This window comes from Moorena producens PAL-8-15-08-1 (assembly GCF_001767235.1).
Taxonomy (GTDB): domain Bacteria; phylum Cyanobacteriota; class Cyanobacteriia; order Cyanobacteriales; family Coleofasciculaceae; genus Moorena; species Moorena producens_A.
The window spans coordinates 8,526,001-8,547,031 of the sequence record NZ_CP017599.1 but is presented as its reverse complement, the minus strand read 5'-3'; the positions used below and the strand labels follow the sequence as shown (position 1 = coordinate 8,547,031).

15 protein-coding genes are annotated in these 21,031 nt (G+C 42.5%); 12 read left to right on the top strand and 3 right to left on the bottom strand.

Features of this window, described 5'->3' with window-relative positions:
* Window positions 1–799: 799 nt before the first annotated feature.
* The 11 genes from BJP34_RS31310 to BJP34_RS31260 all read left to right on the top strand — a co-directional run bounded on the left by BJP34_RS31310 (window position 800) and on the right by BJP34_RS31260 (window position 16,928).
* Entirely contained in the window at window positions 800–2,860 is a 2,061-nt protein-coding gene (locus tag BJP34_RS31310; RefSeq protein ID WP_070395714.1) for a phosphodiester glycosidase family protein, read from the top strand.
* Window positions 2,861–3,175: 315 nt separating this feature from the next.
* On the top strand, window positions 3,176–3,604 hold the full coding sequence (locus BJP34_RS31305; protein ID WP_070395713.1) for a cupin domain-containing protein: 429 nt from the start codon (window positions 3,176–3,178) through the stop codon (window positions 3,602–3,604).
* A gap of 374 nt (window positions 3,605–3,978) precedes the next feature.
* Entirely contained in the window at window positions 3,979–4,323 is a 345-nt protein-coding gene (locus BJP34_RS31300) for a HesB/IscA family protein (protein ID WP_070395712.1), read from the top strand.
* An 88-nt stretch (window positions 4,324–4,411) separates the two neighbouring features.
* The gene (gene rpsL / locus BJP34_RS31295) at window positions 4,412–4,783 is read left to right on the top strand and encodes a 30S ribosomal protein S12 (protein WP_008179640.1); all 372 of its coding nucleotides are present in this window, start codon (window positions 4,412–4,414) and stop codon (window positions 4,781–4,783) included.
* Between the two features lie 706 nt (window positions 4,784–5,489).
* The gene (gene rpsG, locus BJP34_RS31290; protein WP_070395711.1) at window positions 5,490–5,960 is read left to right on the top strand and encodes a 30S ribosomal protein S7; all 471 of its coding nucleotides are present in this window, start codon (window positions 5,490–5,492) and stop codon (window positions 5,958–5,960) included.
* A gap of 143 nt (window positions 5,961–6,103) precedes the next feature.
* Window positions 6,104–8,179 carry an elongation factor G gene (fusA, locus tag BJP34_RS31285; RefSeq protein WP_070395710.1) on the top strand — a complete coding sequence of 692 codons (2,076 nt, stop codon included), beginning with the start codon at window positions 6,104–6,106 and terminating at the stop codon, window positions 8,177–8,179.
* A 23-nt stretch (window positions 8,180–8,202) separates the two neighbouring features.
* Complete coding sequence (tuf, locus tag BJP34_RS31280; RefSeq protein ID WP_070395709.1) at window positions 8,203–9,432, top strand: elongation factor Tu; 1,230 nt, start codon at window positions 8,203–8,205, stop codon at window positions 9,430–9,432.
* 107 nt (window positions 9,433–9,539) lie between these two features.
* Entirely contained in the window at window positions 9,540–9,848 is a 309-nt protein-coding gene (gene rpsJ / locus BJP34_RS31275; protein WP_198954346.1) for a 30S ribosomal protein S10, read from the top strand.
* 729 nt (window positions 9,849–10,577) lie between these two features.
* On the top strand, window positions 10,578–13,034 hold the full coding sequence (locus BJP34_RS31270; protein ID WP_070395708.1) for a 3'-5' exonuclease: 2,457 nt from the start codon (window positions 10,578–10,580) through the stop codon (window positions 13,032–13,034).
* Window positions 13,031–16,087: an RNA-directed DNA polymerase gene (locus BJP34_RS31265; RefSeq protein WP_070395707.1), complete on the top strand. Its 3,057-nt coding sequence runs from the start codon at window positions 13,031–13,033 to the stop codon at window positions 16,085–16,087. The genes BJP34_RS31270 and BJP34_RS31265 overlap by 4 nt, the downstream gene beginning before the upstream one ends.
* A 448-nt stretch (window positions 16,088–16,535) precedes the next feature.
* Entirely contained in the window at window positions 16,536–16,928 is a 393-nt protein-coding gene (locus BJP34_RS31260) for an SCO5389 family protein (protein ID WP_070395706.1), read from the top strand.
* Window positions 16,929–16,962: 34 nt separating this feature from the next.
* On the opposite strand, the gene BJP34_RS31255 is transcribed toward BJP34_RS31260, so the two are convergent.
* The 3 genes from BJP34_RS31255 to BJP34_RS31245 form a co-directional block, all read right to left on the bottom strand.
* Window positions 16,963–17,187: a type II toxin-antitoxin system HicA family toxin gene (locus BJP34_RS31255; RefSeq protein WP_070395705.1), complete on the bottom strand. Its 225-nt coding sequence runs from the start codon at window positions 17,185–17,187 to the stop codon at window positions 16,963–16,965.
* Window positions 17,187–17,387, bottom strand: coding sequence for a type II toxin-antitoxin system HicB family antitoxin (locus tag BJP34_RS31250; RefSeq protein ID WP_070395704.1), 201 nt, complete (start codon window positions 17,385–17,387; stop codon window positions 17,187–17,189). The genes BJP34_RS31255 and BJP34_RS31250 overlap by 1 nt, the downstream gene beginning before the upstream one ends.
* 92 nt (window positions 17,388–17,479) lie before the next feature.
* The gene (locus BJP34_RS31245) at window positions 17,480–19,123 is read right to left on the bottom strand and encodes an SLBB domain-containing protein (RefSeq protein WP_070396976.1); all 1,644 of its coding nucleotides are present in this window, start codon (window positions 19,121–19,123) and stop codon (window positions 17,480–17,482) included.
* A 935-nt stretch (window positions 19,124–20,058) separates the two neighbouring features.
* Between BJP34_RS31245 and BJP34_RS31240 the strand changes: the two genes are divergently transcribed.
* Window positions 20,059–21,024 (top strand): GDP-mannose 4,6-dehydratase, encoded by a 966-nt coding sequence (locus BJP34_RS31240; protein WP_070395703.1) that lies wholly within the window; start codon window positions 20,059–20,061, stop codon window positions 21,022–21,024.
* Window positions 21,025–21,031 lie beyond the last annotated feature (7 nt).

The following is a 21,031-nucleotide window of genomic DNA, read 5'->3' as shown; positions in this document are numbered from 1 at the left end:
AAGTTGGTTGGGTCTAATCCCGATTCCCTGGGTGAAACAATCTATCAAGCTTTTTTCCCTGATAAACTCCTATCCTGAGTATCCAATGAAATCTGGTCAGCTGCTGACAAAAAAGCTACATCCTCCGACACAGAGCAACGGATGTAGTTAACCATTACAGGTTTTACCAGTAGCAACACGTAAGCGTGCTTCAACAATGGTATGCAACTAACCACCTAGCTGATGACCAAAGTGACCAGGGTTCCATGACGCTGGCATAAATCCTAGAAACTTACATATATAGGTGGATAGTCATGATATAAGAAATAGGTTAGCGATAGCAATACCTAATTTCTCCATAAACCTACTGAAAATTTTACTCTCGAAGAAATTGGTGGATTTACCGTAGCAGTGATCAATACCATTGAGCGAAACTCAAAATAGCTTTCTTAAGAACTCTTTTGTACTGACAGGACTTGATCTTGTCACACTAGCCTTCATCACAGTATTAGTTTAGACCAGGTGGCATCTCCTCTCTAAATGCCTAGGTATTAGGCTCATGGTCTTAGGTCCAACGAACAGGGGGAGTTGAGAGCCTCCGTGCTTGACCCGGAGCGCTTCATACTTTTTTAGAACCCCCTTAGCCTAAATGCCTAGAGCCTAAATACCTAGAACTTAGTTGAAGAGTATGTGAAATTAGACCTTCTCTCTCTATAGTTTGTCTTGACTGATTTAGGTTATTAAAGGATAGCTTTCAGCCAAATCAGTCCTTTGAAGAAACAGGCGACTACCAGCAATCAATGCTCAATGGAACCCTTTGATGGCGACTAGAGTAACACCAAAGACCAGAATTGATACTACAAAAGTGTGGACTGATATCTCCAAGCTAGCCATTACCCTCTTGCTCGTAATTCTATTCCCAGTATCCGTAGCTACGGCAAATAGGCGAGTTGGAGCAATTGAACCCCTAATCTTAAATAGCTTTAAAGAGTTATTGAACAAGTTGCCCCCAGCAGCTGAAGATACCCCTGTCCTAGTTCAAGGTTTATCCCAAACAACCCAGGAGAACATCCTAGTTTTAAAGGGCAAGAAACTATTGGAAGAGCTACCCCCCATAGCAGATAACACCTTAGAGGTGGAGTTTTTCTCTGTCCCCCCCCAGGTGATCCGACAAGGGGTTCAAGTGTATTTAAATGGTCAACAGATCAAGTTACCTTGGCAGCAATGGCTGGTGGGAACCTCAGTGCGCACTGGCATCAGTGATGTAGGAGCGATGCAAACCTTGGGCATAGAAATGCTCAACAGTAAAGATTATACCAAGCAACCGATCCGGTGGTTTTCTAAACCCCGGAGTACATCAGTAGTTTTCCCCAGCCAAGTTAGTGGTGCTTATCGATATCTAGATATTACCGATTTTGCCAAAACAGCAGGTTGGCAGTTGCAAGTTCAGGGGGATAAGCTCTATATCTCTTCCATGCCAGCCAGGGTGAAGACTATCCGCCAGGGACGTCAGCCTTGGGGTAATCGTATTGTTCTTGATTTAGACCGCGCAACCTTCTGGCAAGTCAATGAGCGACCCACTGAAGCTGTAATTACAGTAGCTGCCTCAGCCGACCCGTCACTAGTCAAGGGTTTTAATGCTCTAGAGGCTGCCAAGCTCCAAGAGCTTGAAGATGTAGCTCCCATTTCCGTGGGGGCTCCTATGGATAAACCAGTGATCCGCTTAGAAAGCCATCAGAACCAAACTAGGCTGCGGATTGATTTCCCCAAAGGTAAACGTCTGCGAGTTTTCACCTTGCCTAACCCGTTTCGATTGGTGATTGATTTGCGACCCGATGCCATGGTCAAGAAAGATATTCTCTGGGCACCTGGCATCCAGTGGCGTCAGCAGTTGATTAGTCTCAAAGATACTAGTTTCCCAGTGGTGTGGCTGGAGGTTGACCCCAAATCTAACCACTTGCGCCTCAGACCGATTGGCAGTAATGCTACGACGCAAGTGGGAACAGCTCCACTAATTAAAGCTGCTCAGTGGTGGCAAGCATCTGCTGCAATTAATGCTGGTTTTTTCAACCGTAACAACCAATTGCCCTTAGGAGCAATTCGCCGTGACAGTCGATGGTTATCCGGTCCAATTTTGAACCGGGGAGCGATCGCTTGGAATGATCGCGGTCACGTTAAACTAGGACGACTCAGCCTCAGCGAAACCTTAGTTACCTCAAACCGGAAACGTTTGCCAGTACTATTCGTCAACAGTGGTTATGTCAAAGCTGGCATTGCCCGCTACACTCGCGCCTTTGGACCAACCTACACTCCCTTAATTGATCATGAAATCATCGTAGTTGTCCAGAACAACTTGGTCACCGATCTCTTGCCTGGAGGAATTGCGGGTCAGCAAGCCTTTCGTATCCCCCCCAATGGTTATCTAGTTACCCTTAGAGCCAACAGCACAGCTGTTAATGATCTGAGTATTGGTACCCAAGTGCGAATTGAGGGGAGTACGTTTCCCGCTGACTTCAATGGCTACCCCCATATTCTTGGTGGTGGACCACTGCTACTACAAGATCAAAAAATTGTTTTAGATGGCAAATCGGAACAATTTAGTGATGCCTTTATTCAGCAGTCTGCTCCACGCAGTGCTATCGGAAGCACAGCTAATGGCACATTGATTATTGCTGCTTTTCACCATAGTCATACTCGACATGGCCCAACATTAAGGGAAACAGCTCAGTTGATGCAGAAATTGGGAGCCATTAATGCCCTCAATCTTGACGGGGGTAGCTCAACTGGACTTTATCTAGGTGGTCAACTCCTAGATCGGTCTCCCTATACAGCAGCACCAGTTAACAATGGTCTCGGCATCTTTTTTACACCTGTTCCCTAATACTTTAAGAAGTATTAAGTCTTAAGTATTAAGTATGAAGTAATTATGAAGTTATCAGATTTATTAAGATTTTTGGAAATCACGAATCCCTTAACTATAGGTTTATTCAGCTTCAACTTAGGTCAAGATAACTATTTCTAATGTAAAGACTTTATATAAATTCAGGTAATCCACTAATTTGGCCTGAAAAATTTAGTTATAGTTTGCTAGATTTTGCGATAGTCAATTCTCTTTCATTTTGTCTAACCTAGAAGTAGTAACCAATTAGTAAACTTTCCCACAATCACTTAGCTAGACGTTTTCAGGAACAAAACCATGGTTCAGTCAAAAGAAATTTCTCAAGTTTCGGCCATTACCCTACAGTCATCCCGAGTAGCTGAAGGCGTTGCCGCTACCGAACTACGACCTTGGGGGTCTTTCACTGTCTTAGAAGAAGGACGGGGATACAAAATCAAGCGCATTGAAGTCAAGCCGGGTCATCGCTTAAGTTTGCAGATGCACTACCATAGGAGCGAACACTGGATTGTTGTCAGTGGTACAGCTAAAGTTATTTGTGGCGATAAAGAAGAAATTGTTCATCAAAATCAATCAACCTATGTTCCTCAAGGCTATGCTCATCGACTAGAGAATCCTGGTGTTATTCCCCTAGTTTTAATTGAAGTCCAGAATGGAGAATACCTCGGAGAAGATGACATTATTCGCTTTGAAGATGATTATGCCCGCAGCAAACCAGAAGGCAAATAGATTGAGTCAAGTCGCTACGCTCCAATTCAAAATTAAAAATTATTAATTCAAACTGACAATCAGTGGGGACTTGTACCCGCCAATGATTGAAGACCACTGAAAAAATCAGTGGGGGCTTGTACCCGGAATTAATTAATTCAAAATTTCTTATAAACTTGTTGATGCGTGAATTTTGAATTTTGAATTTTGAATTCCCCAAAGGGGTCATTAGTTTTAAGTATTTAGTTAGTAGTCATTAGTCATTAGTTGTAAGTCTTTAGGATGCCCAAAAAAGCCTTTTGGCAGTGGCAAATTAAATGACTAATGATTAATGACTATTCCTTTTTGAGGTAACATTAGCTGGTGCTAGTTGTTGCGTATAGTTAGTATCGTTAATGATTAAACTGAGTAAAGCTGCTGCGAGTGAGATTAGACGTGTACAGTCCAAGCGTCAAAAGCCAGATGCCAAATTACGTCTAGGTGTCCGCGAGGGTGGGTGTGCTGATTTTTACTACACTATTGACTTTGAGCAAGTGATCAATTCTGAGGATCAGGTCTATGACTGTGATGGCATCAGTGTCGTAGTAGACCCGGAAAGCCTAAAAACTATCAATGGCTTAACTCTAGATTACTCAGAAGACCTGATGGGAGGAGGGTTTCGCTTCCATAACCCTAACGCCTCAGAAAGCTGCGGCTGCGGTAATTCCTTTCGTATAGACCCATCCAAGGCTCCAGATTGACACCAGAGTGTTAATATTGGTATAATTAGCATTGGTTTGTTTGTAGTTGATTAAGCTAAATCAACCAATGTTTATTAAGCCGTAACCCATGCCCACCATCCAGCAGCTCATTAGTAACGAGCGCTTCAAAGCTAAGAAGAAAACTAAGTCCCCAGCGCTGAAACAATGTCCCCAGCGCCGTGGTGTTTGTACTAGGGTGTTCACAACTACACCCAAAAAACCCAACTCAGCCTTACGAAAGGTGGCAAGGGTTCGTCTGACTTCAGGATTTGAAGTAACAGCCTATATTCCCGGTATTGGTCATAACCTACAAGAACACTCCGTCGTGATGATCAGAGGCGGTCGTGTGAAGGACTTACCTGGAGTGCGATATCACATTATTCGGGGTACCCTTGATACGGCGGGAGTTAAGGATCGGCGTCAAGGTCGTTCTAAGTATGGGACAAAGCGCCCTAAGTAAACTTACGAGAATTGACCCCTCTTCTACAGTAAGAGACTTTCAGCAGTAGAGTTGCTGTGTTTTCACCCACGCCCATCTAAACCCCAAGGGGACTTCGGTTATAGCCCTTAGACAAGCGCGGAAGACCGGGCGTATAAAGTGATCCCGCAGGTGACCCACACATCCCGGAGACGAAACCTTAAAATAAGGCAGCCTTAATCATAGAGTTTTAACCCTTTTACCCATAACCGACCAACCATAAAGGCTGCCTTATTTTTGCGGTAACTTCTGACCCTTGGGAATTGGAGACTAGAACTGTTGCCCTTCCTTGATAATCTGAGCATTGTTAATAATTAATGTGCTCGAAAGAGTAGCGGTTTGTGCGCAAGCTGAAAAGCCTCTGAATCAAGCATAAACCAAAAATCTAAAAAGTAAGCCCAATAATTTTATTGGAGGGTTTAGAGGCTGTTTGGCTCAGCCATTAAGAGTGTAAAATTCTTAAGAATCCCAGCGACCTAGGAGCCGCTAAGCGAACGCTATAATCTACGGGCTTTGCCCGACGCGGGGCGCGTTCGATTTAGCGACGGGAGTGTCAAAAGCTAACTGTATCACCAGGGTTAATCACACCAGGGTTAATCACACTAGGGTTAATCACAGGAGTGTAGTTATTTGCCTTGGGTAATTTTTAATAGTAAACTGTATTGTTGATTTTTTCTTAAGCTTACTTATGTCTCGTCGCTCAGTTGTTAAAAAGCGTCCTATACCCCCTGACCCACTTTACAACAGTCGCCTGATTTGTATGTTGGGGTGTAGATTGATGCGTCATGGCAAGAAATCCCTTGCCTACCGAATTATCTATGACGCAATGAAAATCATTGAAGAAAGAACTGGATCTGATCCGATAGAAACCTTTGAAAAAGCTGTGCGTAACCTGACGCCTCTAGTAGAAGTCAAGGCTCGCCGGGTTGGTGGGGCAACCTATCAGGTTCCGATGGAAGTAAAGGCTGAGCGAGGGACTACTCTAGCCCTACGCTGGCTGATTAAATTCTCCAGAACTCGCTCCGGTCGCAGCATGGCTAGCAAATTGGCTAATGAGCTAATGGATGCTGCCAATGAAACGGGAAATGCCATTCGCAAGCGTGAAGAAACCCATAGAATGGCAGAGGCAAATAAAGCGTTTGCCCACTATCGGTACTAAGTTATCCTAAAAAGCCTAGAACAAGAACCTGGTAGCTATAGGATAATGTCCACAAATGCCTAAAAAAACTTAAAAAAAGTATAAAATTGTAAATAGATAGCTACCTGGTGAGGAAATGGTGGCACCAGACAAAGGAGGTAACCGTGGCACGCACCATCCTGCTTGAGAAAACACGCAATATCGGCATTGCAGCTCATATTGATGCGGGCAAAACAACAACAACTGAACGAATCCTGTTTTATTCCGGAATTGTTCACAAAATTGGTGAAGTCCATGAAGGTACAGCTGTAACTGATTGGATGGACCAAGAGCGGGAGCGGGGAATCACGATCACTGCTGCTGCGATTAGCACCAACTGGCGAGAGCATCGGATTAATATTATCGATACTCCTGGTCACGTTGACTTCACCATTGAAGTTGAGCGCTCCATGCGGGTATTGGATGGTGTGATTGCTGTGTTTTGCTCTGTAGGTGGTGTCCAGCCTCAGTCTGAAACCGTCTGGCGGCAAGCAGACCGCTATCAGGTACCTCGAATTGCGTTTGTTAATAAAATGGACCGCACAGGAGCAAACTTCTTCAAGGTCTATGAGCAAGTTCGTGACCGATTGCGCTCCAATGCTGTTCCCATCCAAATCCCTATTGGTAGTGAAAGCGAATTTAGAGGCATTGTTGACTTGGTGAGGATGCGAGCCAAGATATACACCAATGACTTGGGAACTGACATCGAAGATACAGAAATTCCTGAAGAGGTCAAAGAGCAAGCCGAAGAATACCGTGCCAAACTAGTGGAATCGGTGGCAGAAACTGACGAGGCGTTAATTGAGAAGTACCTTGAAGGAGAGGAAATCACGGCAGAGGAAATTCGTGAAGCCCTGCGCAAAGGAACCATTGAGGGCAGAATCGTTCCTATGTTGTGTGGCTCTGCATTCAAGAACAAAGGGGTTCAGCTGCTGTTGGATGCGGTGATTGATTACCTACCAGCTCCGATTGATGTTCCGCCCATTCAAGGTACTATGCCTAAGGGTGAAACCGTCGAGCGGGTGGCTGATGACGAGGCTCCTATGTCAGCTCTGGCATTCAAGATTATGGCAGACCCCTATGGTCGCCTAACTTTCCTGCGGGTATACTCTGGGGTACTCAAGAAGGGGAGCTATATCCTCAATTCCACTAAGGGTAAGAAGGAACGAATATCTCGCTTGATTGTCTTGAAGGCTGATGACCGCATTGAAGTAGAGGAGTTGCGGGCTGGAGACTTGGGGGCTGCCGTTGGCTTAAAACATACTATCACTGGGGATACTATTTGTGACGAAGAGTCTCCCATTATTTTGGAATCCCTCTTTATTCCAGAACCAGTGATATCGGTGGCAGTAGAGCCAAAAACCAAGCAGGATATGGAGAAGCTATCCAAAGCCCTCCAAGCCCTATCTGAAGAAGACCCTACCTTCCGTGTCAGCATTGACCCAGAAACCAACCAAACCGTGATTGCGGGCATGGGTGAGCTGCACTTGGAAATCCTGGTAGACCGGATGCTGCGAGAGTTTAAGGTAGAAGCGAATGTGGGCGCTCCCCAGGTAGCCTATCGAGAGACGATTCGTAAATCAGTCCAGGCGGAAGGTAAATTTATCCGTCAAAGTGGCGGTAAAGGTCAGTACGGTCACGTTATTGTTGAATTGGAACCAGGAGATACTGGTAGTGGTTTTGAATTCGTCTCCAAGATCGTAGGTGGTTCTGTACCGAGAGAGTACATCTCTCCTGCTGAACAGGGGATGAAGGAAGCCTGTGAATCGGGAATTCTAGCAGGGTATCCAGTGATCGACGTGAAAGTTACCCTAATAGATGGGTCTTATCACGACGTAGACTCTTCAGAAATGGCATTTAAGATTGCTGGTTCTATGGCCATGCGGAATGCTGTGATGAAGGCTGCCCCAGTACTCCTAGAGCCTATGATGAAAGTTGAGGTGGAAGTGCCGGAAGACTTCCTTGGGGATGTCATGGGTGACCTCAACTCCCGCCGTGGCCAGATTGAAGGTATGGGTTCTGAAGACGGCATTGCCAAAGTCACTGCTAAAGTTCCATTAGCAGAGATGTTTGGTTATGCTACGGATATCCGGTCTAAGACCCAAGGTCGGGGTATTTTCTCTATGGAGTTTAAAACCTATGATGAAGTACCTCGCAATGTGGCAGAAGCCATCATTGCTAAGAATCAAGGGAACGCATAACAAAAAAAAGGAACATGTAATTCATGGCACGCGAAAAGTTTGAAAGGAATAAACCCCACGTCAACATTGGCACGATTGGTCACGTAGACCACGGCAAGACTACCCTAACTGCTGCTATTACTATGACATTGGCGGCTCAAGGGAAGGCAAAAGCGAGGAACTACGAGGAAATTGATGCAGCTCCTGAGGAAAAAGCACGGGGGATTACCATCAATACTGCTCATGTGGAGTACGAAACCGAAAATCGCCATTATGCCCACGTGGATTGCCCAGGCCACGCTGACTATGTGAAAAACATGATCACGGGTGCGGCGCAAATGGATGGGGCAATTCTGGTGGTTTCTGCCGCTGACGGTGCCATGCCACAAACTAAAGAACATATCCTCCTAGCTCGGCAGGTGGGAGTTCCTAACATCGTGGTTTTCTTAAATAAGAAAGACCAAGTAGATGATGAAGAACTCCTAGAGCTAGTAGAACTGGAAATTCGGGAACTGTTGAGCGAATACGACTTTGACGGGGACAATATCCCGATTGTGGCTGGGTCAGCTTTAATGGCTGTAAACGCCCTGACCGAGAATCCAAGCATTGGCAAAGGTGACAATGAGTGGACTGATGTGGTGCTAGCACTGATGGAGAATGTAGACTCATATATTCCCACACCAGAGCGGGATGTGGATAAGCCATTCCTGATGGCAGTGGAAGATGTCTTCTCCATCACTGGTCGGGGAACTGTTGCCACCGGTCGAATCGAGCGGGGTAAGGTTAAAGTTGGTGAAACGGTAGAAATCATCGGGCTTAAAGAGACCCGTAACACCACCGTAACTGGTGTGGAAATGTTCCAGAAGACCCTAGACGAAGGGATGGCTGGAGACAATGTTGGGCTACTGCTACGGGGTGTCCAAAAAGAGAACATTGAGCGGGGTATGGTACTTGCCAAGCCCGGTTCAATCACCCCTCACACCAAGTTTGAATCTGAGGTATATGTCCTGAAGAAAGAAGAAGGTGGACGTCATACTCCTTTCTTCTCTGGCTATCGCCCTCAGTTCTATGTACGAACCACTGATGTGACTGGCACTATTGATGCCTTTACTGCTGACGATGGCTCTACAGCTGAGATGGTGATGCCAGGCGATCGCATCAAAATGACGGTGAGCCTGATCAACGCGATTGCGATTGAACAAGGTATGCGCTTTGCTATCCGTGAAGGTGGTCGCACCATCGGCTCAGGTGTGGTCAGCAAGATTCTCGAATAGCAGTACTCTACTATAGAGTAGGAGCAGGGAAGTTCTAGCTTCTCTGCTCTTTATTCATGTTTATTTAAGCTAAGAAAAGAACCTAGAAAATTAAAAAAATGGCAACTATTCAACAGCAGAAAATTCGGATTCGACTAAAAGCCTTTGATCGACGCTTGCTGGACACTTCCTGTGAGAAGATTGTAGATACAGCAAACCGCACAAATGCTACAGCTATTGGCCCAATTCCCTTACCCACTCGACGTCGTATTTACTGTGTTTTGCGATCGCCCCACGTTGATAAAGATTCTCGGGAACACTTTGAAACACGCACCCACCAACGGATTATTGATATTTATCAGCCTTCTTCAAAGACTATTGATGCTCTGATGAAATTGGATTTGCCTGCCGGAGTTGATATTGAAGTTAAACTTTAAGGATTTAAAGTCCCGGTAATCTTTGATAAAAAAAGATGGTTAATCGCCTTTGGTTGATTGTTAATGGAAAATTGACAATCAACCAAAAATTATAAGTATTCAACTAGAAGTAAAATAGCAACTCATCAACTTCTCGTCTCAATAAACTAGAAAAGATATAAGAGGAAAACCCCACCAGGCTTCAGCAGTAAGACAGTGAGCAAAATATTCCACAAAAGCCTGGTAAAAGGTATTGTTATTGCTGCTCCCTGCGGGGGCGACAAGTAAGTCATAAAGCAGACTGGATAAGAAAAGTAGCCCTCATGGCCTTGAGAGAATAGGCCAGTTTGTGAGGGTAAGAAGAGAGTAATTGTTGAAGCATCACCTGAAAAAAAGAATCGGCGTTGCTGATCCAAAGAATGGTTTCCTAAAAATAAAACCATCCAATGCCTGTGCATGTCATATTTATTGATGCATTGATGCAGTGATTAGTGATTTTTAAAGTATAAACAAATTGGCGTTGCTGAATTAAGGAATGAATGCGCGATTATCTGGTTTTGTTAAAGCCCCCTAAATCCCCCAATTCTGGGGGACTTTGAAAGTTTTGTTCCCCCCAAAATTGGGGGGCTAGGGGGGCAAAACCATACCCATAATCAGCAACGCCAACAAATTTACCTTTCTGGTTAAGCATTCCACTACTGACGCAACACCAAAGAATTACCTATAATGAAAATTTAGTTACACCTCTTCATGTTCAGCAACGAGCTTAACGGAGAACAAAATGCGATCGCTAGCCACGTAGAAGGCGCAATTTTGGTACTTGCTCCGGTTGGTACAGGCAAAACTCGTGTTTTAGCCGAGCGGGTTTTATGTGCAATTAATCAGGGTATCTCTCCTCAACGAATTCTATGCCTGACCTTTACCAATCGAGCTGCCAAAGAAATGAGCGGGCGGTTATCTCAGTATTGTCCAGAACAACTACAACACCTAACAATTAAGACTTTTCATGGTTTGTGTGCCTCCATACTACGGATGGAAGCTCGTCAGATTGGACTGCCAACAGATTTCGTGATTTATGACGATAATGATTGTATCGAATTGGTTAAAGAAGTTTTCCATGTATTGACAGATAGAGATGCCCAGGAGTTGTTTTCTAGCTTAGTTAAGTGCAAAATTCAAGCTGAAAACTGTGAATTATCTCTAGATAATCTGGTTGAAAATCTATATGCCCCATTAGGTAATAACTACGCTCAACGTGCTGCTCACTATCAAACTATCCTTCAAAAGCGTCATGCCTTAGACTTTGCGGATCTGATATTTTATGTTCGTCTCATGGTACACCATGAACCAGAGATTAGCCAACGTTGGGCAGATAAGTTTGATTTTGTTCAAGTTGACGAAGTTCAAGACACCCATCTGTCAGAGTATGGTATTGTCAAGCACTTGGCTGCCAACAGTGGTAATTTAGGGATGATTGGAGATTTAGATCAGACTATTTATGAATGGCGAGGCTCTGAACCAGAGAAGGTAGTTAAACAATTTTATCATGATTTCAATCCTACAACTTATTCTTTAACCAGGAACTATCGAGCAACAAAAGTCCTGCTTAATGCTGCTTCTGGATTTGCCGATTCCTTTGAAAATCGACAAACAAACATTACACCAGCGCCTGAGTGTAAAGATGGTGAGTTGATTCAAGTCCATTTAGCAAATAATGAGTGGACAGAGGCAGAGTGGATTGGTGAACAAATCCAGCAACTAGCAAGTAAGCAAAAGGATTTTTTTTATAGTCGAGTAGCAGTTCTTGCTCGTAACCATAAACGCACAGAGATTATCAGTCAGATATTGGAACGCATGGGTATTCCTTGTATTACAGTTGAGCGATTCCAATTTTTCATGCGACAAGAAGTCAAAGATGCTCTTGCTTACCTACGTCTGATTATAAATCCTTTTGATGCAGGGGCAATGCGTCGGATGTTGCTACGTCCAAGTCGTGGAATTGGTGATGGGACGATTAAAGCTGTAATTGAACAAGGCAAAAATTGTGGCTTTAGTTTAACTGACATGGTATCAAGCCGCACATTTACAGATGGAGATCCTTTTAGTGAACTTTTAAGCGCTTATTCATCTGGAGTCGTAACAGTTTTTGACGTGGAAACAACAGGGTTTTCAGTGAGTCAAGATGAAGTGGTTGAAATTGCAGCAATTCGTCTAGTTGATGGGAAACCACAGGCTAGATTTCACGCTTACATTACTAATACCGTCAGCGTTGGTGACTCGGAAAGAATACACGGACATAGCGATCGCTTCTTGGCAGAAAATGGTAGAAATGCTAAGGATGTATTTGGTGAATTCTTCAAGTTTATCCGGGATTCTCTGCTAGTTGGACACAATGTGGGCTTTGATATTAAGATGGTGGCAGCTCAAGCTCAAAAAGCTGGTGTTAGTTATCCAAAAAAGCTGCAATGGGAGGACACCCTAGAACTAGCGAATCGTTTCATTGAATCTGAACGCTACAGTTTGGAAGTTTTGGCAGAGTATCTCAATCTTACCCACCTACCTAGCCATAAGGCAATGGATGATGTGGAAACCACCATTGATTTGTTGGCGCTACTCATACCTTTGGTGGAACGAAGAGCAGATTATCGTCAAGCTTTAGTGTACCGTTATGGTGAGGTATTTGAAGGACTTGCTGAACAGGTAGAGCACTGGCGCGATGTTAGCCAATCATTAAGACCTTCAGATTTGCTGGATAAATTATTGGTAGAATCTGGACTATACAATTATTATAAATCTGAAAAGAAACGCCTGCAAAATATCCACAATCTTTTACGGTTTTTCCAAGCACAGGACGATCTAAATTTGCACCCTGACACAGCTTTACGTAGCATTCTTGAATTTACCGCTCTTGCTAAAAACTTATATCGAGTTTCTCAAGACAATAATCAAGTTCCAATTCTCACAGTTCATCAATCCAAAGGTTTAGAGTTTGACAGTATTTTCATTGCCGGTGCTGTTCAAGATGAATTCCCTAATTATTTTAGTGTTCGTGATAATAATATTGAAGAAGAAAGGCGGTTGTTTTATGTGGCTATGACTAGGGGAAAACAGAGGTTATTTATATCAGCCTATTCCCAAGATGCCAGCGGTTTTTCCAAAAAAATTAGTAACTTTATTAATCAAATCCCAAAGGAGTGCATTCAGTGACTGAACAACCACGTACATATCGTCGTTTTCATCCTATTGTTGCCGATGCTTACACTGCTGTACATAAGTGGCTAGAAGTCACTGTTAAAGATGCTCATGGCTACAAAGATTTACACTACGAGGATATAAAAAAGAACCTTAAAAAAACTGATTGGATAGATATTGCTTCCCAATATTATGCTTTTTTTCATACACATTATTTCAAAGCAGCACATACATTAGAGTCCATTATTGGAACAGAACAAATTATAACTTGGCTAAGACATAGACAAAAAGTCTGTGTCTTAGATGTGGGTTGTGGTGCTGGTGCTGGTTCCGCAGCATTTTTAGAAACAGTTATTAAACTAAAGGAGAAAGGCGATCTCACCAATGAAGTAAATATCCTTTTTATTGGAATCGATCCAAGCTTCCGGGCTATTGGTCTTTATATTAAGATGATGGAAAATCTAAAGTCATCTTGTTCTGATCTAGTCAACATAGAATTTAAACATATAGTTAATGGTTTTCCTAATGCTACAACTGAAATAGAAAGATATTTAAGGAGTGAACGCTCATTATCTGAACTACCATGTTTGTCCAATGTCTTAGTAATGCAGCTAAATGTTATTTCTCCCTTCAGTCAAACCTACAGAACTCATCAAGAAAATTATGATGAACTAAGGTCTTTATGTATTGATATTGACGGAGGCTCTACAGAGGATAACTTAGGTCTTGGAACTTCTGAAGCTCTGGCTTACAAACAATTGATAGAAACTGTGGCAATTGATGTGATGCACCTTGTCACTGTTGGAACTAAAAATATGGAATACCAAGTAAAATTGGGCACAAATAGTAAAGTAACTTTGGCTGAAAGAATTAAGGAAATGATGATAAACCTACATCAAATTGTAGGTAATCGACATACTATTGAGCAAATTCATTCAGATAATCATATTGTTCATTTTGAAAATCCAGAAAACTGCTATTGGAAAGATAGAGAGAGAAAAAGATATCATAAAAGATATCATACGGATTTTTATGCTGATTTTCAGACAATATCGAGTGCCGATCGAGCAGAAGATAAAGATTGGAATGAAGTTATAAGTCTTGATAATCTCAACTTAGCCTGGGCCAGGGCACGTCGCAATCTATTATCGGAGTCTTTATATGATGAGACTGAATTGCGTCTTTTTGAAACTAATTTAGATTCAAATATTGCCAAATTACAAGAACAATTATGTGCTTATGCTAGTGATGTTGCATTAGTAGATCAAACCATCTCTTATAAATTTCCTAAGAATGTGGAAAAGACTCGTCCAAGAGGACTGTCACGAATTGAAGAAGAAATTTTATCCGTCGCCATTATTCAGAAATTAGGTGACAAGTCATCTCAACTAAGAGGTAGTAGCTACGCCTACAGAATCTCTGGTAAACAACAAAATACAGAATATCTTTATGACTATTATTTTACAGCTTATCGTGATTACCTTAAAAAAGCACGTGATAGTGCTAACAACTATCCTAATGGGGCAATTTTAAGAGTAGACATTGAATCATTTTATACAAAAATTATTCAAGAGCAGCTTTGTCATGAACTTTATAGGGAATTAACAGAAAGCGAACGGGTACGTTGGCTGATTAGGTTATTACTTTCTAAAACTATTGATGAACATCAATTAGGTCAGGGGATTACTCAGGGAAATATTGGATCGGGCTTTTATGCAAATATTTATTTAACTTCAGTAGATGCCAAATTTGGCAGTGGTAATGAATGGGGAGTTGAACTACATCGTTATGTAGATGATATGATTTTCGTCATTCCCAACCCAGAAGATATGAAGATAATTGAAAATACTGTCAAAGATGAGTTACAAAAGCTAGGACTAAATCTCAACGAAAACAAAACAGAGAAAATATACGAGGTTTCTTCGTTTTTAGAGCAATCTGATCAAGATCAACGTCTAGATGAATTGAGCGATCGCTTTGATTGTGTGGTCAACCCACTGTGGATAATGAATTCAGAACACCGCGATATTTTTAAGAGTTACTTTCACAATGATGAACTATGGTGGCATCATATTCATCATTATCAACAATGCCTAAGAGAGATCAAAATTTATATAAATGATACAGATCTAAGTCACAAAATATATAAGTATTTGTATAATAACAAAAGCCGTGAGCGAGACTTGGCCAAACAGAAAGACGTTTTTGGATTAGAAGGAGAATTAAAGTATACACAACCGCCAGATGATGAATCTTTTAACGCAATTCGTCAGTGGTCTGCTTCTTTTATTACTTCTAATAATGTTTGGAGTACAAATAGAGATAATTTGCGTAAAGACCTAGTAAAATTATTCGAGGATAGGTGGCAAGAACTGTGCGAGTTAAATGGTAGTCATCCAAATCAGACACGGACATTGGAGAGAGATATTCGTTTTGCCCTCTATAGGCTTTCTATTTTAGGACTTGAGGATATACTTAATACCTTAATGGAGATTTTGCGCCAAGCTTTTTGGATTATTCGCAATCCTCTCAATGTGCTGGAGAATCTAGCTAAGCAAGGCTATCTAGCTGAAATCAGAAGCTTACTGACACATTATCAAAATATTGAACAGCCTGTTGAATATCTAAAAGCAGTTACAATCAGGGCAATGCGCTTCCTGCCAAAGATATATGCTAAAGAATGGGAATTGATTGTTAAATTTGGTACTAGTTTAGAGAGTTCAGTTAGTATTGCCGAAAAGCTGATGGCAACTGAAACCTGGTTATATCTAGGACACAAATATAATGACTTTAAACAAAACGATCATATTGAAGCAGTAAAGATTGCTCTTAGATCTAAACCACCAGAAAGATTACAGAAAAACTATCTATTGATTTTGGGACAGTTTGAACCTAAAGCTGTAGAAGAGTTCCAGGTTAATAGAAATGACCCCATGCTCGTTACTGCCAGAAATCTTGCTCTTGAAGGTAATCGATCTGACATATTTGATTTACCAGAGCCTAAAATCATTCGACAAAAGTACTACAGTGGACAAGCACCAAATGATAGTGATCAAGAAGTGTATTAAGGAACTGTCGCCTAGACAGGTAGAGAAAACTAGCAACAGTCATACTCTATCATCGGTTTACCATCTTCTCCTTGCACCGTATCTCTAGCAAACATGGCTAGAAACTTTAGCTTTATCCACTCATCTTTTTGCTACTAGGATGCTGTTCTTCCGCTAAGAGCGATTAGCCCGAAGGGCTACGCTACGCGATGAAGCGAAGCTTCCGCTAAGAGCGATTAGCCCGAAGGGCTACGCTACGCGAACGCATTCTCCCAAAACTGACCAAGCTCAAGGTACTAGCATAGTACGTCTCTAACCGCCTGCATCGTAATATTTATTTACTAAAAATGATTATTATTAACAATAAAAATAATCATTATCACGATAGACTGTTCCCTGGGAGGTTCAGCCAACTAAGTGTAAACCTCTGATAACTATTTTGTTTATTAGGGATATAAAGGAAAAGCCAATGTCACTGAACATTACTCCAGAGCTGTTGAAGCAAGCACAGGAGGGTGAGGTTAATCAAGAAGCTTTTATTGAGAGCATTAGGCAATCGTTACCTTATGCCTTTGGAATTGTGGAAGACCTGGCCAAGCAATTGGCACAGGGTGAAGCGGAATGGGTAGAGCATTCGGTACCACCACCAACTGAGCAAGATAGAGCCCAGCTATTGCGGATGATAGGTGGGGATGCGATTCGTGGTGCAGTCGAGCGTTATTTCGGGATCAAGTTAGCCTTTCAAAACTGCCACAAAACCGCTATATTTCGTCCAGAAGCTTTAGAATCACCTGCTTATCAGGACTTTATTTCTATTCGCAGTCAAATTCTGAATCAGACACCAGAACTGATCGATTGTTAAAACGTAGCCAGAGGCTCTAGCTACTAGAGCCTTCCTAGCCTTTCCACTCTGATTCAGGAATATCTGCACTGACAAATATATTCCTCAGTGTTCCAATCGGTAAGTCTCGTCCTTTGTGATACGGAACAATAACTTGAAGGTTTTGTTGAGAGTTGCGCCACTTCCGATGGCTACCCTTCTGGCTAATCAGATCGAAACCGTACCGAGCAAGGATGGCCTCAACTTGTCTAGCATTCATTCGGCGAATCCGATCGCCCATTAGATAGTAACCTCGCAAGTAACAGAACCTTCCGGCAGCTCAAGGGGGGCAGGTTCAAGGTAGAGTTCAATAGCCTCACGCATATTTTCTATTGCTTCTACTTTAGTTTCACCACAGGAAGTACAACCAGGAAGTTCGGGGCACCAAGCTGCCCAGTCTCCGTTATGTAGATCAGGCTCAAGAATGACTCTCCATTTCATCAGACTTATCTCTAAACTCAGTATTAAAATTGGTAAGCACTAAGCATTCAACAAATAAGCTGAATGCTTAATACTGATCGCTGACAGCTAAACTAGAATAGAAGATTAAATAATCTAATTGGTAATTCAATTAGGTTGAAAATACCGCTAGCAGGTCTCGAAATCCTTTCAACATTGTCCGCAGTTCTTGCGACACCATCCCGTTTAACAATAATCACATCATTAGGCTGCAAGGTCGGATTAGTTTCCTCGTTAACTGGAGCCGTAAAATCGATTTGAATGTCTCTTTTTTCAACTGTGCCATTGCGATTCAGGCGAACTAATTCAACAGAACCTTTTTCAGCACGAACGTCATCAAATCCCCCAGCTGCAAGCAAGGCTTCATTAAGAGGAGAATTGGGCTTGACTTGGACATTACCAGGTCGTTGAACTTGACCAACCACATTGACGGGGATGGCAGCAGCAGAAAGGTTGGAATCTGCTAATGCCAATGCTACCTCTGGAGCAATTTCGTCAGCTTTGGTGACAAGAATTGTATCTCCCTCCTTTAAGAGGATATCCTGAGTTAGGTCACCCTGTCGCAACAATTGCCAAAAATCCAAGGCAATTTCTTGTTGTGTACCCCCTTGGGTCAAACGTCGCACTTTAACCTGGCGAACGTTAGCGTCTTGGGTAATGCCTCCAGCGATCGCGATCGCTTGGGTTACAGTTGGTGGTGCATTGGTGCTACGGATATCAGCACTACCGATGTTAATGTTGTTATTACCCAGAGTTTCTCCCTTGACCACATAAGCTCCTGGGTTAACCACTTCCCCTACCACAGCCACTTGAATCGGACGGCTGGCATTAGCTGCAAAACTGGCATTGGACAATAGACGGGTTTGCTCTGGGTTGATAGCAGTAGTAGTTCGGAGCAAGATTTCATCCCCATCCCGCAAGGTAACATCCTGCCTGATATCACTTCTATTAATCAATTGCTGGAGATTGATATAATAAGTATTGCGCTGCCCAGAGCTTTCACGACGCCGGAGTTCTACTTGCTTAACGTCTGCTGTTAGGGTAGCTCCCCCAGCCAAATTAATTGCTTGAGTCAGGGAGGGAAATTGCTGTCCTTCATTCAGACCCATGGTGTAGGCTCCAGGGCGACTCACTTCCCCAGCTACGGAAATTTTTAAAGGACGGGCTTTGACCAGACCCAAAGAAACGACTGGGCGTTTGATGTAAACAGAGAAGGCACTGGTAACGAGTTCGCTAGCTTGATCGAGGGTTTTTCCCCTTACAACGACACTACCAATCAAGGGTAGGTTCAGGGAACCGTTCACCAGTACTTGATACTGACCACTGTATTCATCAACATCAAAGATATTCATGGTCAGAACATCTCCAGCATCAAGGGTATAAGCTCTATCTGGTGGTAAAGAGTTACGCACAGGGGGTGTGGCGGCTGATACGGTGTTACCCTGATTCACCTCAATGAAGTCAGCAATGGATGGTGGAGCTGGTACCTCGATCGGGGATGTTGAAGCTGGTACCTCGATCGGGGATGGTGGAGCTGGTACTTTGATTGAAGGAATTTGAGCTAGGGTAGGTGTAGGTAGGGTAATAGCGGAAACCACCAGTAAGCTTACACCCACCACTGGTCTAGTCAATCGTGGTTGTAGACTACTGTGATTCTTAGCAATTTGGCTTAATATATCAAGGGGTCTTTTTTTCCCTGGGTTAATTGTATTGATCATAAACATATTGACTCTTGCTAGATAAAGACACACTAAATTGTTCAGAAAATCCGGAATATGTTGTCACTCAAGCCACGTCACGACTGTGTTTAGGGTTGTTTAGGGTTCATTGACGCTTCCCTTGGCCTGTCATTTGTAATTGGTTATTGGTTATTGGTGAGCTTGATCTGGTCTAGGGTTTCATCTCTTGATAGGCAAGCTATAGGTAAAGCGCACTCACTACTATGACGTCTCTGATTGTGGTTGGGATTTGATAACAATTGACAACTGACAATTGGTGAACACATAGATTAGCCTGGTAGAGGGAGATTGTTAAAGAGCCGTGATCGGTTTGTTCTACTTAGAGGATACTCGTAGCTGGAAAGTTCCCCATCGAACCAACTGCTGGTATATGTAATTAGTCATAGTTAATTATTAATACCCACATAATAGCACTGACGCTAATCTGTTTCCCTTTGTCAACTCTAAGTTAGCAGGTTATACTTGACTAGTAGCTTGCCATTCATCAAGGCAGAAGGGTGTCTTATTTTTTTTGGTGACGATTTAAAATAGAACCAAAGTTATTTAATAAAACAATAGACTTCGTCGCCGTTGTCGGAAACAGGTAACAGAGAATAATAATTAATGAAAACAGTATCAACAAAATATTTTTTCAACAATAGTTATAATTTAAATAATTATAAGTTATGCTCTTATCGTTTGAATTCCCTAGGTAATTCACTTAATCTTATCTATATTTAGAGCTTGCCCCCGTTTATATATTGCCGACCATAACCTTAATATTTCACTCATAATCTATCTATTTAGATCTATCACTATTTATAGTTATATTTATCGATATTCTTCTTTATTCATTGTACACTGCGATTCTTGATATCTAACATGGATAGTTAATCCTATCATGACATGAATCGTTTATTTTCTGAGAAAAGTTAATGAAAAAGGCACTGGTTTGTGGAGTATCTGGTCAGGATGGAGCCTATTTAGCAAAGTTGCTCTTAGACAAAGGCTATACTGTCTGTGGCACGTCACGGGATGCTCAAATGTCCTCCTTTAGGAAATTGGTGTATTTGGGTATCCGAGACCAAATTAAATTGGAATCAATGACACTGACGGATTTTCGTAGTGTATTGCAAGTGCTGACAAAATTCCAACCCTATGAAGTTTACAACTTGGCTGGGCAAAGTTCAGTGGGTTTGTCTTTTGGACAACCGGTAGAAACCCTAGAAAGCATAGCAACTGGCACGATTAATTTATTAGAGGCAATTCGCTTTACTGGTGCTCCCATTAAACTCTATAACGCTGGTTCTAGTGAGTGCTTTGGGGATACTGGAGACAAAGCCGCTGATGAACAGACTCCCTTTCGTCCCAGAAGTCCCTATGGTGTTGCTAAAGCAGCAGCGTTTTGGGAAGTAGCTAACTACCGTGAAGCCTATGGGTTATTTGCCTGCTCTGGTATTTTATTTAATCATGAGTCTCCCCTACGACCAGAACGATTTGTGACCCAAAAAATTGTTAGTGCTGCTTGTCGGATTGCTAACGGTAGTAAAGAGAAGCTTCGTTTGGGCAATATGGCAATTAAGCGTGACTGGGGTTGGGCTCCTGAATATGTTCAAGGAATGTATTTAATGCTACAGCAAGACCAGCCAGATGATTATGTAATAGCGACAGGAGAGAGTTATAAATTAGAAGATTTCGTGGCAACGGCGTTTGCTACACTTGACTTGGACTGGCAAGAGCATGTGGTGACCGATAGCAACTTATTCCGACCGACTGATTTGGCTTTAGGGAAATCTAACCCAGCTAAGGCAAGGGATAAGTTAGGCTGGCAAGCCCAATACAAAATGCCGGATGTGGTGCGAATGATGGTGGAAGCTCGGTGGGAAAGTTTGTCTAAGTAAAGGCTTG